The organism is Thioclava sp. L04-15 (assembly GCF_002020275.1).
GTDB classification, from domain to species: domain Bacteria; phylum Pseudomonadota; class Alphaproteobacteria; order Rhodobacterales; family Rhodobacteraceae; genus Thioclava; species Thioclava marina.
On the sequence record NZ_MPZW01000001.1, the window covers coordinates 284,882 to 299,319 of the forward strand.

Annotated in this window: 16 protein-coding genes; 7 read left to right on the plus strand and 9 right to left on the minus strand. The window is 64.3% G+C overall.

Going from position 1 to position 14,438, the window contains the following annotated elements; genetic code table 11:
• Positions 1–102 precede the first annotated feature (102 nt).
• The gene (locus tag BMI90_RS01440; RefSeq protein ID WP_078525223.1) at positions 103–1,551 is read left to right on the plus strand and encodes a TrkH family potassium uptake protein; all 1,449 of its coding nucleotides are present in this window, start codon (positions 103–105) and stop codon (positions 1,549–1,551) included.
• Here the strand turns inward: BMI90_RS01440 and BMI90_RS01445 are convergent.
• Entirely contained in the window at positions 1,548–2,012 is a 465-nt protein-coding gene (locus tag BMI90_RS01445) for an Lrp/AsnC family transcriptional regulator (RefSeq protein WP_078525225.1), read from the minus strand. The two genes, BMI90_RS01440 and BMI90_RS01445, sit on opposite strands and share 4 nt — an antisense overlap.
• A 143-nt stretch (positions 2,013–2,155) precedes the next feature.
• On the opposite strand from BMI90_RS01445, the gene ald reads away from it, so the two are divergent.
• Positions 2,156–3,280 (plus strand): alanine dehydrogenase, encoded by a 1,125-nt coding sequence (gene ald / locus BMI90_RS01450; RefSeq protein ID WP_078525227.1) that lies wholly within the window; start codon positions 2,156–2,158, stop codon positions 3,278–3,280.
• 63 nt (positions 3,281–3,343) lie between these two features.
• On the opposite strand, the gene mscL is transcribed toward ald, so the two are convergent.
• The gene (gene mscL / locus BMI90_RS01455) at positions 3,344–3,766 is read right to left on the minus strand and encodes a large conductance mechanosensitive channel protein MscL (RefSeq protein ID WP_078525229.1); all 423 of its coding nucleotides are present in this window, start codon (positions 3,764–3,766) and stop codon (positions 3,344–3,346) included.
• Between the two features lie 122 nt (positions 3,767–3,888).
• Here mscL and BMI90_RS01460 point away from each other — a divergent pair, with 122 nt between their 5' ends.
• Positions 3,889–4,584 (plus strand): glutathione S-transferase N-terminal domain-containing protein, encoded by a 696-nt coding sequence (locus tag BMI90_RS01460; RefSeq protein WP_078525231.1) that lies wholly within the window; start codon positions 3,889–3,891, stop codon positions 4,582–4,584.
• Between the two features lie 3 nt (positions 4,585–4,587).
• Here BMI90_RS01460 and BMI90_RS01465 read toward each other — a convergent pair whose 3' ends face one another.
• The 3 genes from BMI90_RS01465 to BMI90_RS01475 form a co-directional block, all read right to left on the minus strand.
• Positions 4,588–5,211, minus strand: a complete 624-nt coding sequence (locus BMI90_RS01465; RefSeq protein ID WP_078525233.1) for a hypothetical protein — start codon at positions 5,209–5,211, stop codon at positions 4,588–4,590.
• A gap of 105 nt (positions 5,212–5,316) precedes the next feature.
• Complete coding sequence (locus BMI90_RS01470) at positions 5,317–6,108, minus strand: inositol monophosphatase family protein (RefSeq protein ID WP_078525235.1); 792 nt, start codon at positions 6,106–6,108, stop codon at positions 5,317–5,319.
• Positions 6,109–6,252: 144 nt separating this feature from the next.
• Positions 6,253–7,158, minus strand: coding sequence for a LysR family transcriptional regulator (locus BMI90_RS01475; protein ID WP_078525237.1), 906 nt, complete (start codon positions 7,156–7,158; stop codon positions 6,253–6,255).
• Between the two features lie 93 nt (positions 7,159–7,251).
• On the opposite strand from BMI90_RS01475, the gene metF reads away from it, so the two are divergent.
• The 3 genes from metF to BMI90_RS01490 all read left to right on the plus strand — a co-directional run bounded on the left by metF (position 7,252) and on the right by BMI90_RS01490 (position 9,436).
• Positions 7,252–8,118, plus strand: a complete 867-nt coding sequence (metF, locus tag BMI90_RS01480; protein WP_078525239.1) for a methylenetetrahydrofolate reductase [NAD(P)H] — start codon at positions 7,252–7,254, stop codon at positions 8,116–8,118.
• Between the two features lie 270 nt (positions 8,119–8,388).
• Positions 8,389–8,841 carry a hypothetical protein gene (locus BMI90_RS01485; protein ID WP_078525241.1) on the plus strand — a complete coding sequence of 151 codons (453 nt, stop codon included), beginning with the start codon at positions 8,389–8,391 and terminating at the stop codon, positions 8,839–8,841.
• A 103-nt stretch (positions 8,842–8,944) separates the two neighbouring features.
• Positions 8,945–9,436 carry a PaaI family thioesterase gene (locus BMI90_RS01490; protein WP_078525243.1) on the plus strand — a complete coding sequence of 164 codons (492 nt, stop codon included), beginning with the start codon at positions 8,945–8,947 and terminating at the stop codon, positions 9,434–9,436.
• Here BMI90_RS01490 and BMI90_RS01495 read toward each other — a convergent pair.
• Together BMI90_RS01495 and BMI90_RS01500 are read right to left on the minus strand one after the other, a co-directional pair.
• Positions 9,338–10,543, minus strand: a complete 1,206-nt coding sequence (locus BMI90_RS01495; RefSeq protein ID WP_078525245.1) for a DUF2235 domain-containing protein — start codon at positions 10,541–10,543, stop codon at positions 9,338–9,340. The two genes, BMI90_RS01490 and BMI90_RS01495, sit on opposite strands and share 99 nt — an antisense overlap.
• Before the next feature lie 109 nt (positions 10,544–10,652).
• Entirely contained in the window at positions 10,653–11,798 is a 1,146-nt protein-coding gene (locus BMI90_RS01500; protein WP_078525247.1) for a type III PLP-dependent enzyme, read from the minus strand.
• A 226-nt stretch (positions 11,799–12,024) separates the two neighbouring features.
• On the opposite strand from BMI90_RS01500, the gene BMI90_RS01505 reads away from it, so the two are divergent.
• Entirely contained in the window at positions 12,025–12,456 is a 432-nt protein-coding gene (locus tag BMI90_RS01505) for an Lrp/AsnC family transcriptional regulator (protein ID WP_078525249.1), read from the plus strand.
• 60 nt (positions 12,457–12,516) lie between these two features.
• On the opposite strand, the gene ftsY is transcribed toward BMI90_RS01505, so the two are convergent.
• Together ftsY and BMI90_RS01515 are read right to left on the minus strand one after the other, a co-directional pair.
• Complete coding sequence (gene ftsY, locus BMI90_RS01510; protein ID WP_078525251.1) at positions 12,517–13,710, minus strand: signal recognition particle-docking protein FtsY; 1,194 nt, start codon at positions 13,708–13,710, stop codon at positions 12,517–12,519.
• 56 nt (positions 13,711–13,766) lie between these two features.
• Entirely contained in the window at positions 13,767–14,402 is a 636-nt protein-coding gene (locus BMI90_RS01515; protein ID WP_078527146.1) for a lysoplasmalogenase, read from the minus strand.
• Positions 14,403–14,438 lie beyond the last annotated feature (36 nt).

The following is a 14,438-nucleotide window of genomic DNA, read 5'->3' on the forward strand; positions in this document are numbered from 1 at the left end:
CCACGACAGGACCCCACGACACCAGATTGCGCTTGCCTTGCGCCGCCAGCCGCCTACCCTACCGGCGTTCACCGATCGCCCTGGCTGGATCCGCTCACACCCATGTCCGATTTCCGGCCCGTTCTTCACCTCTTCGGCCTGATCCTGACGGCGCTCGGGGTCTCGATGCTTGTCCCGACCGGGATCGACCTGCTCGATGGCTCGGGCAACTGGCGTGAGTTCTTCGAGGCCGCGATCGAGACGACCCTCTCCGGCACGCTCCTCGCGCTGGCCACCCAAGGCGAACGCGCGGGCGGGCTGACGACCCGGCAGGCCTACCTTCTGACCGCCGCGATCTGGCTCGGCCTGCCCTTCTTCGCGGGGCTGCCCTTCATCGACGGCGCCCCGAATGCCAGCTGGACCGACGCCTATTTCGAGGCAGCTTCCGGCATCACCACCACCGGCTATACCGTGTTTTCCGATCTCGACGACATGCCGCGCTCGGTGCTGCTTTGGCGGGGGATGCTCAACTGGTTCGGTGGACTCGGGATCGCCTTCGTCGCGATGATCTTCCTGCCCGTGCTGCGCATCGGCGGCATGCGCTATTTCCAGACCGAGGGGTTCGACACGCTGGGCAAGGTAATGCCGCGCGCGGGCGATATCGCGCGCTCACTGCTTTGGGTCTACCTCTCGCTGACCGCTGCCTGCGCGATCAGCTATGCCGCGACAGGAATGAGCGCCTTCGACGCGATCTGCTACGCGATGGCGACGATCGCCACGGGGGGGTTCGGTACGCATGACACATCCTTCGCGAGCTTCTCACCCGCCGCGCAATACGCGAGCGTGATCTTCATGCTCGGCTCCGCCCTGCCGTTCATCCGCTACGTCCAGCTCGGCCACGGCAATCTCGGCCCATTCTGGGGAGACCCGCAGGTTCGGACTTTCCTGCGCTGGTTCTCCATCGCGCTGACTGCACTTCTGGTCTGGCGCTACACCCACGATCCGCAAGGAATCGAACCGACATTCCGCTCCGCCGCCTTCAACCTGTCCTCGATCATGACCGGCACGGGGTTCGGCACAGCCAATGTCAGCAGCTGGGGCAGTTTCGCTGTGGTGCTTGTCTACTGGGTCGGGCTGATCGGCGGCTGCACCGGGTCGAGCTCGGGGGCGCTTTCGGTCTTTCGCTGGCAGGCGCTTGGCGCGGTGATCCGCACGGCGGTGCGCCGGTTGCACGCCCCCCACCGGGTGATCCTGCCGCGCCTCGGCGACAAGCTCCTCGAAGACGACGTGCTCTCCTCGCTCATTCTCTATTTCACCGGCTACATTCTCGCGCTCGGGGTGATCTCGGTCGGGATCTCGATGACGGGTGCCGATTTCGTCTCCGCGCTGTTCGCGACCTGGGGGGCGCTTGGCAATATCGGCTACGGCGTCGGGCCGCTGACCGACCGCACCGGCACGATGGTCGATTTCAACGATGCCGCGACCTGGTTAATGACGCTGGCGATGCTGCTCGGCCGGATCGGGATGCTCGCGATCCTCGTCGTTTTCCTGCCCCGGTTCTGGCGAAGCTAGACCGGAAGCGCCGTCGTCGAGAGCACGCATTTGAGCGAGAAGCTCGACTGGATTTGCGCCACGCCGGGCAGGTTCGCGAGCTTCGCCCGGTGCAGCCGCGCGAAATCCTCGGCGTCCTCGGCCACCACCTTCAACAGGTAATCCGCCGCCCCCGCCATCAGGTGACATTCGAGCACCTCGGGCACCTTGCGCACCGCCCCCTCGAACGCATCCAGCACCTCGTCGGCCTGGCTCGAAAGCTTGATCTCGACATAGACGGTCGTGGTCCGCCCCAGCTTGCGCGGGTTCAAAAGCGCCACGTAATCGCGGATATAGCCGTCTTCCTCGAGGCGCTGCACACGCCGATGACAGGCCGAGGGTGAGAGGTTCACCCGTTCGCTCAGTTCGGCATTCGAGATTCGCCCCTGTTTCTGCAACACCGTCAAAAGCCGGCGATCCGTCGCGTCCAACTTGTCGCTCATGCAATTTCCTGCCGGTTTAATGCCATTGCGCCGAAGATACGGGCGCAGCGCCCCGGCAGCAATCGCGAATTGGCAAAGCACTTGCATGTGACGGACCCGATACTGGGCGCAGGACGTTCCAATCGCATTGAGGAGGAAACGCGATGAAGATCGGATCGGTGCGCGAGATCAAGGCGCAGGAATTTCGGGTCGGGCTGACCCCGGCGGCGGCGGCCGAAGCCGTGGCGCATGGCCATGAGGTTCTCATCGAGGCCGGGGCCGGTGCGGGCGCAGGTTTTACCGACAGCGACTACGAGGCGGCGGGCGCGACGATCGTAGCCGATGCCCCAACCGTCTTCGTGCAGGCCGACATGATCGTGAAGGTGAAGGAGCCGCAGGCCTCCGAGCGCAAGATGCTGCGCGAAGGCCAGATCCTCTTCACCTATCTTCACCTTGCCGCCGACGAAGCGCAGGCGAAGGATCTGATGGCATCGGGCGCGACCTGCATCGCCTACGAGACCGTGACCGCCAAGGATGGAACCCTGCCGCTTCTGGCGCCGATGTCCGAGGTTGCGGGCCGCCTTGCGCCGCAGATGGGCGCGTGGACGCTGCAAAAGGCCAATGGCGGACGCGGCGTGCTGATGGGGGGCGTGCCCGGCGTGGCCCCTGCGAAAGTCGTGGTGATCGGCGGCGGCGTCGTGGGCACCAATGCCGCGCGCGTGGCTGCCGGGATGGGCGCTGATGTGACTGTGCTCGACAAGTCGCTGCCGCGCCTGCGCTATCTCGACGACACGTTTGGCGGGCTCTTCCGCACCGCCTATTCCTCCAAAGCCGAGACCGAGGCGCTGGTCGCCAGCGCCGATATGGTGATCGGTGCGGTGCTGATCCCCGGCGCGGCCGCGCCCAAGCTGATCACCCGCGAGATGCTCAAGACGATGAAACCGGGTGCCGCGATCGTCGACGTCGCGATCGATCAGGGCGGGTGCGCCGAAACCTCGCGCGCGACCACTCATGACGATCCTGTCTTCGAAGTCGATGGCGTGATGCATTACTGCGTGGCGAACATGCCTGGCGCTGTGGCGCGCACCTCGACCCTCGCGCTCTCGAACGCGACGCAGCCTTTCCTGATCGCGTTGGCCGACAAGGGTTGGGAACGCGCCTGCGCCGAAGACCCGCATCTCGCGGCGGGCCTCAACGTCCATGCCGGGATGATCACCCATGCGGCGGTGGCCGAAGCGCTCGGACTGCCGCTCAACGACACGCAGACGCTGCTGCACGCGGCCGAGTGAGCGCTTCTCTCGCACAAGTAAAAGGCCCGGGGAATGCCCGGGCCTTTTCGTCTCTCTCGCGCCTTATTTCTTGAGCGCGTCGCGGATCTCGAGAAGCACGTCGAGCTCGCTCGGGCCGGTCGGCACCTCAGGCGCCACATCGTCGGGCTTCTCAGCCGCCGCCTTGATCCGGTTGACCATCTTGACCAGCAGGAACACGACGAAGGCGATGATCAGGAAGTTAATCACGGCCGTGATGAAAGCCCCATAGGCAAAGACCGGCGCCCCCGCTTCGCGTGCCGCCGCCAGCGAGGCGTATTCGCCCTCGCCAAGATTGACGAACAGGTTCGAGAAATCGATCCCGCCCGTGATCACCCCGATGATCGGGTTGATCAGATCGCCCACCAGCGACGTCACGATCGCGGTGAAGGCCGCGCCGATGATGATGCCGACGGCCATGTCCATGACATTGCCCTTGGCAATGAAATCCTTGAATTCTTGAATCATTCGCTGCCCCTAATTTTGCAGTTCGCGCCATGCGATTTGCGAACCGTAACACGGGTTGCGCGCTGCGGCACCTTTTCGTTACGGGGAAAATTTGCTTGGGTGACGCAAATTCAGGAGGTCCCATGTCCGATCTATCGCAATTTCCGATCACCCGCCGATGGCCCGCCGCCGATCCCGACGTGATCCAGCTTTATTCCCTGCCGACGCCGAACGGGGTGAAGGTCTCGATCATGCTTGAGGAGACGGGCCTTCCCTATGAGCCCCATCTCGTGCGGTTCAGCGAGAACGACCAGATGACGCCGGAGTTTCTCTCGCTCAACCCCAACAACAAGATCCCGGCGATCATCGACCCGAATGGCCCTGAGGGCGCGCCTCTTCCGCTTTTCGAGAGCGGGGCGATCCTGATCTATCTTGCAGAAAAGACCGGGCAACTTTTGCCGCAGGCGCAGCGCTACGAGGTGCTGCAATGGCTGATGTTCCAGATGGGCGGGATCGGCCCGATGTTCGGTCAGCTCGGATTTTTCCATAAGTTCGCAGGCTCCGAGATCGAGGATCCGCGCCCGAAAGAGCGCTATCGCGCCGAAGTGGAACGGCTTCTGAAGGTACTCGACGGGGCGCTTGAGGGACGCGACTGGATCGCAGGCGACTACTCCATTGCCGATATCGCGATCTGCCCTTGGCTGCGCACCCTGCGCGAGATCTACATGGCGACCGAGATCACCGGGTGGGACGACCTGAAGAACGTGCCGGCCTATCTCGATCGTTTTCTGGCGCGTCCGGCCGTTCAACGCGGTCTGGATATCCCAAAGCGCGACTGAGGCTCAGCTATCGCGGCGCCGCACCTCATCGACGAGGCGACGGGCCGCACCGGCGACGGAGCGCAACAGATCTCCCTGCCTCCGCGCCGCAAGCGGCATTGCCGCCAGCCCGTCACTAAGGCGTGCGCGCGCCTCCTGCCGGGCGCTCTCGGCCAGTGTCGCGGGTTCGAAGCGCAGGGCGTCGCGCGCCTGTGCCAACAGGTCGCGATCCTCTTCGAGCCAGCCGAAATGCTCGGGTATCTGCAACATCGTGCGCAGCTTGCGCTGCGCGGTGTGGATCCGCTCACTGGCCGCGTCGCGCCGGTCCGCATGAAAACCAAGCTCCAGCGGCAAGGTCTCGGCCAGACTATCGCGTTCCTCCCTCAGCCCATCGGCCGCGCCCATCAGCGCCTGCGCCGTTTCGGCATCGACTTCGCCTGCGTCATCCTCGCAGCCCGCGATCATCTCGTCGAGCTGGCCCAGACGATGCCGCGCGATGATTTCGGCGGCCTCCGCGTGGGCAAGATCAGCGGACGCCCTGCGAAGATCGTCCAGTGTCCGTTCCATCGGCAGAAGGCCGGACGGCGCACATAGCGCGATATCAATCGGGCGGGGGCCCGGATCGACCCCCTCAAATTGGTGGAGCATGGCAGCATCCCTCCTATGGCAGCCCGGACAGGCTGGCACAGGGGAATGAACGAAGAGTGAACAAATATGCCCACCTTTCGCACAACGCCAGAAATAGAAGTGATATCAGTCGTTTGTGCGGATCGTTTTCGCAAGCGTCGGGAACATCTCGGCATTGGCCGCGATCACCGACCCCGATTCGAGAACCGATCGACCCTCGCGCACGGCCTCGACGAAGCCACCGGCTTCCTTCACCAGAATCAGGCCCGCAGCGATATCCCAGGCATTCAGCCCACGCTCCCAATAGCCCTCGTAGCGGCCAGCGGCCACATAAGCCAGATCGAGCGCCGCCGAGCCCCAGCGCCGCACGCCCGCACATTGCGGCATCAGCTTGGCAAGGTCCTGGAGCGTCGCGGGAAGGGTCGATTTGCCACCGAAAGGCACACCGGTCGCGAAGATCGACTCGATCATCCGGTTGCGGCCCGAGACGCGCAGGCGGGTCTCGTTCATGTAAGCGCCCAAGCCCTTCTCGGCGTAATACATCTCGTCTTTCGCCGCATCGAAGATCACGCCGGCGATAACCTCGCCCTTGTGCTCGAGCGCGATCGAGATCGCCCAATGCGGCAGACCGTGCAGGAAGTTTGTGGTGCCGTCGAGCGGGTCGACGATCCAGCGGCGCGTCGGATCTTCACCGTCTTCCTCGCCGGTTTCCTCACCGATCCAGCCATAGGAGGGACGCGCCGTGCGCAGCTCTTCCTTGATGATCCGCTCGGCCTCGCGATCGGCTTTCGACACGAAGTCGCCCGGCCCCTTGGACGAGACCTGAAGGTTCTCGACCTCGCGGAAATCCTTGACCAGCGAGCGGCCTGCCTTGCGGGCGGCCTTGATCATCAGGTTGAGGTTTGCGCTGCCTTGCATCTGGGGGCTCCTTCGCGTTTCAAGCGGCTGCCTTACAGGGGTTGGAGGGAAAATCCAAGGCCTTTGGCGCAGGGTGACGCCCGCGGAGGGGCTCTGCCCAGCTCCCCGCGGGAGCCCCCGCCATATTTCGGCCAATTCGAGAGCTCAGGCGCGTTGCAGCTTCACCGGCTCGGTGCGCGCGAGGCGCAGGAAATGCGCCATGAAGGGCTGGATGGCGTCCTCGGTGCGGGTCGCCGCATAGAGCCGCTTGGTCAGACCATGTTCGGTGACGGGACGTGTGATGTAATCGGGCTGATATTTCACCTCGCGCAGCACCCAGTCGGGCAGCACCGCCACACCGCGATTCGAGGCGACCAGCATCAGGATCACCGCCGTCAGTTCCACCTGCCGCACAGCTTTCGGCTCGACCCGCGCGGGCGTGAGCAACTGGGTGAAAATGTCCGAGCGGCCCCGGTCGATCGGATAGGTGATCAGCGTCTGATCGGCGAAATCCTCGGCCTCGATAAAGGGTTTCGCGGCCAGCGGAGAATTGGCGGCGGCGATGAAGGTCGGCGCATAATCGAAGAGCGGGTTGAAGGTGACGCCCTCGATCTCTTCGGGATCCGAGGAAATCACCAGATCCACCTCTTCGCGCGCAAGCGCGGGCAGCGCCTTGAAGGCCAGTCCGGGGCGGATATCCACGTCGATATCGGGCCAGGCATGGCGGAAACGCTCCAGCACCGGGAAGAGCCAGTCGAAACAGGCATGGCACTCGATCGCGATATGCAGCCGCCCGGCGCGCCCGGACCGCAGCGCCTCGAACTCGGCCTCGGTCGCGGCGATCTCGGGCAGGATACGCTCGGCCAGCCGCAACAGCTTCATCCCCGCCGCCGACAGCTTCAGGGGCTTCGAGCGGCGCACGAACAGCTCCACCCCCGCCTGATCTTCCAGCCCCTTGATTTGATGCGACAGCGCCGATTGTGTTATGTGCAGAACATCCGCCGCCTTCGCGAGCCCGCCCGCATCGTGAATCGCCTTGATCGTGCGCAGGTGCCGGAACTCGAGATGCATCTTGTAGTTACGCTCATAACCATTTTGAGGATTATGAGTTTGTCTCACAAAGCCCGATCTGGCACAAGAGAGCTAACGAAAGGACATACTCCCATGACGACGCCCAAGGTCAGCTTCGAATTCTTCCCGCCCCAGACGCTCGATGCGTCCTTCCGGCTGTGGGAAACCGCGCAGGTTCTGGCGCCGCTCCAGCCGGAATTCGTCTCGGTGACCTATGGAGCGGGCGGCACGACGCGCAAGCTGACCCATGAAGCGGTCGGCACAATCCACAAGAATTACGGGCTAAACGTGGCCGCGCACCTGACCTGCGTGGAGGCGACCCGCGCCGAGACGATGGAGATCGTGAACTCCTATGCCGAGGTGGGCGTGACCGAGATCGTGGCGCTGCGGGGCGATCCGCCGAAAGGCGCCAAGGGCTTCGTTCCGCATCCCGAAGGCTTTGCGTCGTCGGTCGAGCTGATCGAGGCGCTGGCCGAAGATGGCCGCTTCACGATCCGCGCAGGCGCCTACCCCGAGCCCCACCCCGAAGCCGCCGATCCTCTTGCCGATGTACGCTGGCTCAAGCGCAAGGTCGAGGCGGGCGCGACCTCGGCGATCACCCAGTTCTTCTTCGAGGCCGAGACCTTCTTCCGCTTCCGCGACGCCTGCGAGCGCGAAGGCATCAACGCCAAGATCATCCCCGGCATCCTGCCGATCCAGTCCTGGAAGGGCGCGAAGAACTTCGCCCAACGCTGCGGCACCTCCATCCCCGCATGGGTCGAGGAAGCCTTCGAGGCCGCGATCCGCGACGGGCGCGAGCAGCTGCTGGCGACCGCGCTGTGCACCGAGCTGTGCGACAAGCTGATCGAGGGCGGCGTGGAAGACCTGCATTTCTACACGCTCAACCGCCCCGGCCTGACCCGCGACGTCTGCCACGCGCTGGGTGTGACGCCCGAAGCGGTGCTGGAAAACGTCGCCTGAAAGGGTGGTGGATCGGAGTGACTGAAGGGGCCCGGCTGGGCCCTTTTTCTTTGGTTGGGAGCCGATCTTCAAATTCAGTTCTCAGTTCAGCCTGTGGCGTGAGGGATTTAGCTTCCGCTCAAATGGCAAATATCTCTACGCGAACAATCAAACGAGGCAATCTGGCTCATTGATAGCGCAGCGACGTCTTCATTTGACAGCAGATCGGCTTGACGACGCTCCCGTAAAAAAAGTTATAGATAAAACAAGTGCTTTAACGTCAGGATCGTCATGAAAAAGTGGTTTTTTAGAGTGCTGATCTTCTTGATCGTCGCATATGCAGTCTCGCTTACTCACACTTTCTATCGAAAAGGCTACTTCAGCCTGCCAGACCTACCCGACGGAGCATACACGCTGTCTTTCAAGAATGGTCTGCGTGCGATCATTCTAGACGCCGATATTTCCAACGAGACTGAATACATGCCGCCAAAATTTTTTCGAAATTTGGCAATACAAAATCGAGATCGTAGGTATCTGAGTGTTCCGCTCGACGTTGAGCCTTGGTTCAAAGATGCTTGGTCTTGGTGCAAGAAGCCAACGGCATTAGAAAGAGGTGAACTTGAAAGAGCTCCAGAGGAGTTCAAGCGCCAGGTCGCGAACGCCCGGTTCGAAGCTGTCTGTCGCATTGATGTCGATGGGAAAGAGATCGTCCGTGGACTGATTTTCTCTGTGCCTCGGCTTTGACGTTGCTTCTTAGACCCGACGCAATCCATTTTAAGCCCGACCTCCCCCCTTCCCTTTCCGCGCCGCCGCGATAGCTTAAGGCCCGACACGGAAAGGACCCCATATGCCCGATCAATACTTCGCCGAAGGCCCGGAAGATTTCCTCCCGCTCGAGGAGGTGCTTTCGATGTCGGGGCTCGACTACATCCGCAAGATGGTGTCGGGTGAGGTCCCCTCCCCGACCGTTCAGAAGCTGATGGCCTACCGCATCACCGAAGCCGAGGAAGGTCGCGTCACCTGTCGCGGCACGCCCGGCCATCCGCAGACCAACGGCTATGGCGGCATTCACGGCGGCTGGTATGCGATGATGCTCGACACGGTGATGACCTGCGCGGTGATCACCGGGCTCAAGAAGGGACAGACCCAGACCACGCTCGAATTCAAGGTCAACCTGATCCGCGCGATCAAGCCCGGGACCGAGGTGATCGGCCTTGGCCAGCTCGACCATATCGGGCGCTCAACCGGCGTCGCGCGGGGCGAGATCCGGGGCGCCGAGGACGGACGCCTCTACGCCACCGGCACCGCCACCTGCTTCATCATGACGCCCGAGCTCTGATCCCTCCGCCGCCGGGGCCTGGGGCGGAACCCGGCGGATCTCGGGGCGCAGGATGCGCGGGCGAAACAGCGCGTGCGAGCGCTCGGGCAACGTGACGCTCTCATGCAGCCCCTCGCTCGGATCGCGCCCCACGACGCGCGGGGCGCGCAGCCAGAAGAACTTGGCCCAGCCGCCCCATGTGCCGACCGAGGGCGCCGTGGCGTCGCGCGCGAATTCCTGTGCCCATCCCGGCGGCAGAACGAGCCCCAGCCCCTCGGCCCTCTCCAGCATCCAGACCAGAGGGATATTCGCCAGGGGCCGCGCATCGCCGAAATGGCCAAGCTGCCCGCCGATATCGCCATGCGCGCCGCGAAACCAGCGCTGCTCGATCCGGGCCGCCCCCGTGCCTGCGCTGTCCCAGATCAGCGGCTCGAGCACCGAGCGCGTCTCGTCGAGCGCCAGCGCCTGATACCCGTGATGCACGCTTTGCCCGAGGTGATGATCGTGAAAGCGCACCTGTGCCGCGCGCACCAGCCAGAAGAAGGGCAGACGTATCCCCAGCGCCTGTACCGTGTCGAAGGCGCCTACCATTTCGACCGGCACGCTCTCGTGACACAGGCTGCGCCGGAACCCCGCCATGATCGGGGCGGGCGCCTCGGTCTCGTAATGGCGCCAGGCCAACCGCGTGTTGCGCTCGATCGCATGCTCGGGCCGCAACAGCCCCACACGTTCGATCATGCCCGCCAGCGAGCGTGCCGCGAAGGCGCCGCGCGAATAGCCGATCAGGAAGATCCGGTCGCCGGGGCGATAGCGCATCGCAAGCCAGCCATAGGCACGCTCGATCTGCTTGTTTACCCCGAAGCCGAACCAGACATCCGAGACGTCATGCCATTCGCGCCATTGCAGACCGCGCCCGTAATAGACCGATACTTTCGGGGCGGCGCGGCGCAGGAACCGATAGATCATCCCGATCGAGGTCAGCCGGTCCGGGCGCAGCGACCCCATCGTACCGTCGAGCAGGAGAACGTGATCGAGCGGCCCGCGCCCATGCGCCACCTGCCGCGCCTCGGCCCGCTCGGGACTGCGGCGACGGAAGGCCGAGATCAGACGCTCGAACAGCCCGCGCATCGATCGATCCCTTCGGATAAGCAGAACTTATGGATCTGAGTGTAGGATAAGTTTCACTTATTTGCATCCACGCCCCGCGCAGCTTGGTTACAGCGCGCGGGGGGATGGTTCAGAATGCGAGGCTGAGCGCCGTCACCACCTCAAGCTGGCCGAAGCCGTTGAAGCGGGTGTTGGTCGCGCTCGAATAGGCGCCCATGCCGCGGAAGACGAGGAAATCACCCTCTTGCAGGTCCATCGGCAGGCCCAGCTCCCCCGGCAGCCGATCGACCGAGTCGCAGGTCGGCCCGAAAACGACGCGCGGCCGCGCGGCCTCCGAGCGAATCTCGCCCTCGGGCGAAATCGCCGCGACGCGGTCGATATTGCCGATGAGCGGTAGCTCGGCGAGACCGCCATAGACGCCGTCATTGAGGAACACATGCACGCCGTCGCGCAGCGCCTTGATCCGGGTGACATGCACGAAGGCATCGCCCACAAGGCCACGGCCCGGCTCGCAGACCAGCGCGGGACGCGCCGCACCGAAGGCCTCGCCGGTCACGCGCTCGATCAGAGCGAAGATCTCCTCGAGCACGGGCGCCGGCCCCTGCACGCGATGGTTCGGGAAACCGCCCCCCACGTTGAGCCGCGCGATCTCGACCCCCGCGTTGCGCGCGATCTCGGCGGCGGCACGGATATAGGCATCCCAGGCCATCGGATCGGTGCATTGCGTGCCCGGGTGGAAGGTCAGCGAAGGGATGAACCCCGCCGCCTGCGCACGCGAGAGCAGCACCGACGCAAGCTCGGACGTCGCGCCGAACTTCGCCCCGAAATTGTAGGCAGCACCCGAAACCGGCAGCTTGAAGCGCACCGAGATCTCGCAACCTTCGGCGGGCACCATCTCGATCAGCTTGTCGAGTTCCGAGACCGAGTCGACCGACCAGGTCTTCACACCCTGCGCCACCGCGAAGGCGATCTCGTCGCGCCCGCGCACCGGGTTATGGTAATGCAGCGCCGCCGCAGGCGCGATCTTGCGGATCATCGCGATCTCGGCGGGCGAAGCCACGTCGAAGCCACGGATACCCGCGGCGACGAGGTTCTCGATCACCATCTCGTCGGGGTTCGACTTGACCGCATAGGTCACGAGACCCGGAAAGCCGCGCAGGAAGCGGCGCGCCGTGGCTTGCAGCACGGTCGGCGCGAAGACCAGCACCGGATGATCCGGCTGCTTGGTACGGATGACTTCAACGGGGTTCGCCCAGATCGTTTTCGACAGTCCCACAGGCTTTCTCCTTCGCCGATGAGTGCAGCCACCTCTTGCCCCTTTCGCGGGTTGGGAGAGCGCTTACGCGTTTCAACCAGACCGCAGGCAAGGTACGTATGAGCCGCCCTTTTCCTGTCTTTCGATGCTCCGCGATATGGGGCACATTTTCACCAGACGAAAGTACAAAAATGATGCGAAATATCGTTATAATGACGAAATTGCCGGTCAAATTGCAAGGTGGAGCATGGACGAACTTGATCAGAAGATCCTCGGGCTTCTCTCGGGCGATGCAAGGATGTCGCTGGCGACCATGGCGCGACGGCTCCGGATCGCGCGCTCGACCGTTCAGGCGCGGCTCGAACGGCTGGAAACCGGCGGTGTGATCGCGGGATACACGGTGAAGCTTGGAGAGGCCGCCAAGGCCGGGCGGCTTCGGGCGACAGCCCTGCTCGAGATCGACCTGCGCGTTCAGCCTGCGATCTTGCAGAAACTGCGCAGCCTGCCCGAGATCGAGCGCATCATCACCACCTCGGGCCGTGTCGATCTGCTGCTCCAGATCGCGGCGAATTCGACGCAGCAGCTCGATGCCGTGCTCGACGTGATCGGCGAGATCCCCGGCGTGCAGAACTCGGAAAGCTTCATCCACCTCACCACGAAGCTCGACCGCGCGGTCTGAGCCAAAACACGCGGGAAGGGGAGCGCGTCAGCACGGGGGGACAGCGCCCCCGTACCTCGTTCAGCTCTCGAGACCGACGAGGGCCTGGGCGAATTCCTCGGGGTCGAATGGCGCGAGATCGTCGATCTGCTCGCCCACGCCGATCGCATGGATGGGCAGGCCGAACTTGTCGGCCAGCGCCACCAGAACGCCGCCCTTCGCAGTGCCGTCGAGCTTGGTCATCACCAGCCCCGAGACATCCGAGATCTTGCGGAAGACCTCGACCTGGCTCAGCGCGTTCTGACCCGTCGTGGCATCCAGAACCAGCAGCGTGTTATGCGGCGCGCTCTCGTCGACCTTGCGGATCACGCGGACGATCTTGGCGAGTTCCTCCATCAGATCGGCGCGGTTCTGCAACCGGCCCGCGGTGTCGATCATCAGCAGATCCGCGCCCTCGGCCTCGGCCTTCTTCATCGCATCGAAGGCGAGCGAGGCGGGGTCGGAGCCCTCGGGCGCGGTCAGCACCGGCACGCCCGCGCGATTGCCCCAGACCTGAAGCTGTTCGACGGCGGCCGCGCGGAAGGTGTCGCCGGCGGCGATCACCACCTTCTTGCCGGCGGCACGGAATTGCGAGGCGAGCTTGCCGATCGTGGTGGTCTTGCCCGAGCCGTTCACGCCCACGACCAGCACCACCTGCGGTTTTTTCGGATAGAGCGGCAGCGGTTTGGCGACCGGCTCCATGATCCGCGCGATTTCCTGCGCCAGCAGGACCTTGATCTCGGTGACCGAGAGCTTGCGCCCCATCCGGCCTTCGGCAAGGTTCGCCGAGACCCGCAGCGCCGTATCGACCCCCATATCGGAAGCGATCAGCAGCTCTTCGAGGCTCTCCAACATCTCGTCATCGAGCACCCGGCGCGGCTCGGAGGGTTTCGCCTCGCCACCGAAGATGCGCCCGAAGAGCCCCGGTTTCTTCGGGCCGGGATCGGGGCGTTCGGGGGCCGGCTCGATATCGAGCGGCGCCTTGGCGATCTGCGCGTTTTCCTCCTCGACCGGCTCGGTCACCGGCGCGGGGACATAGCCCGGCGCGGGTGGCGTCGGATCGGGGAGGTTGATCGTCTCGGGAGCCGCGGGCGGCGCAGCTTCGGCTGGAGGAGCTTCCGGCGTCTCCACCTCATCCTCGGGCGCGGCATTTTCCGCCACGATATCCTCGAGCCCCTGCTCGAGCTTCGAGGAGGAGCGCGTCAGGCGGGATTTGAGCTTCTTGAAAAACGACATGGGACAAGCCTTTCCTTCCGCTTTCACCTAGTTCATCGCAGCCAAGGATGGAAGGCTTATCCCGCCGCCATCGACGCGCCCGCACCCCATCCGATCAGCGCCTGACCGCCCCAATAGAGCACCCAGAGCGCGCGCGAGGCGAACAGCTTGGCGCGCGCATCGCGCAGCACGAAGAGCTCGAGCGCCAGGATCATATCGGAGGCGACGAAGGCGGCGCTGCCCGCGATCACCGGCCAGAGCCCGCCCGGCAGGCCCATGGCGGCGGCAGCCATCGCGACGATGATCCAGATATAGCCGCGCACCGGCCAGCACAGGCCGCCCGTGCGCGGCAGCAGCCAGAACTCGGTTGAAAGACCGAGCGCGATCAACGCGATCGTCCAGCCCGAGGGCATCGCGCCCAGGTCGAGAAACGCCCAGAGATAGGCGAGATGGCCCGCGGCAAAGGCCGCCATACCGACGAGAAAGGCGCGCTGGCCGTCGCGAGAAAGTGCGAAATCGCCCACCGCTCCGAGTGCAAGCCCCGCGAGGATCGGCAGCGGCGCCCCGGCAAGCCCCGCCATCGGCACCAGCGCCACGACGGCCGCCGTCTTGCTCACGCTCTTGGCACGGCTTTGCGGGCCTCCGGCATGGCGCAAGAGGTAGATCAGTGCGAAAATGGCGGCGAGCGAGAGACAGATCAGAGGTGCAGGCATCATCCCCGCAACAGGCGCAGATTTTTCCACAGCCAG

Excerpts from the sequence above, each read along its gene's own strand:
- BMI90_RS01440 (WP_078525223.1), top strand. The coding sequence starts at position 103 with ATGTCCGATTTCCGGCCCGTTCTTCACCTCTTCGGCCTGATCCTGACG.
- BMI90_RS01445 (WP_078525225.1), bottom strand. The coding sequence starts at position 2,012 with ATGAGCGACAAGTTGGACGCGACGGATCGCCGGCTTTTGACGGTGTTG.
- ald (WP_078525227.1), top strand. The coding sequence starts at position 2,156 with ATGAAGATCGGATCGGTGCGCGAGATCAAGGCGCAGGAATTTCGGGTC.
- mscL (WP_078525229.1), bottom strand. The coding sequence starts at position 3,766 with ATGATTCAAGAATTCAAGGATTTCATTGCCAAGGGCAATGTCATGGAC.
- BMI90_RS01460 (WP_078525231.1), top strand. The coding sequence starts at position 3,889 with ATGTCCGATCTATCGCAATTTCCGATCACCCGCCGATGGCCCGCCGCC.
- BMI90_RS01465 (WP_078525233.1), bottom strand. The coding sequence starts at position 5,211 with ATGCTCCACCAATTTGAGGGGGTCGATCCGGGCCCCCGCCCGATTGAT.
- BMI90_RS01470 (WP_078525235.1), bottom strand. The coding sequence starts at position 6,108 with ATGCAAGGCAGCGCAAACCTCAACCTGATGATCAAGGCCGCCCGCAAG.
- BMI90_RS01475 (WP_078525237.1), bottom strand. The coding sequence starts at position 7,158 with ATGCATCTCGAGTTCCGGCACCTGCGCACGATCAAGGCGATTCACGAT.
- metF (WP_078525239.1), top strand. The coding sequence starts at position 7,252 with ATGACGACGCCCAAGGTCAGCTTCGAATTCTTCCCGCCCCAGACGCTC.
- BMI90_RS01485 (WP_078525241.1), top strand. The coding sequence starts at position 8,389 with ATGAAAAAGTGGTTTTTTAGAGTGCTGATCTTCTTGATCGTCGCATAT.
- BMI90_RS01490 (WP_078525243.1), top strand. The coding sequence starts at position 8,945 with ATGCCCGATCAATACTTCGCCGAAGGCCCGGAAGATTTCCTCCCGCTC.
- BMI90_RS01495 (WP_078525245.1), bottom strand. The coding sequence starts at position 10,543 with ATGCGCGGGCTGTTCGAGCGTCTGATCTCGGCCTTCCGTCGCCGCAGT.
- BMI90_RS01505 (WP_078525249.1), top strand. The coding sequence starts at position 12,025 with ATGGACGAACTTGATCAGAAGATCCTCGGGCTTCTCTCGGGCGATGCA.
- ftsY (WP_078525251.1), bottom strand. The coding sequence starts at position 13,710 with ATGTCGTTTTTCAAGAAGCTCAAATCCCGCCTGACGCGCTCCTCCTCG.
- BMI90_RS01515 (WP_078527146.1), bottom strand. The coding sequence starts at position 14,402 with ATGCCTGCACCTCTGATCTGTCTCTCGCTCGCCGCCATTTTCGCACTG.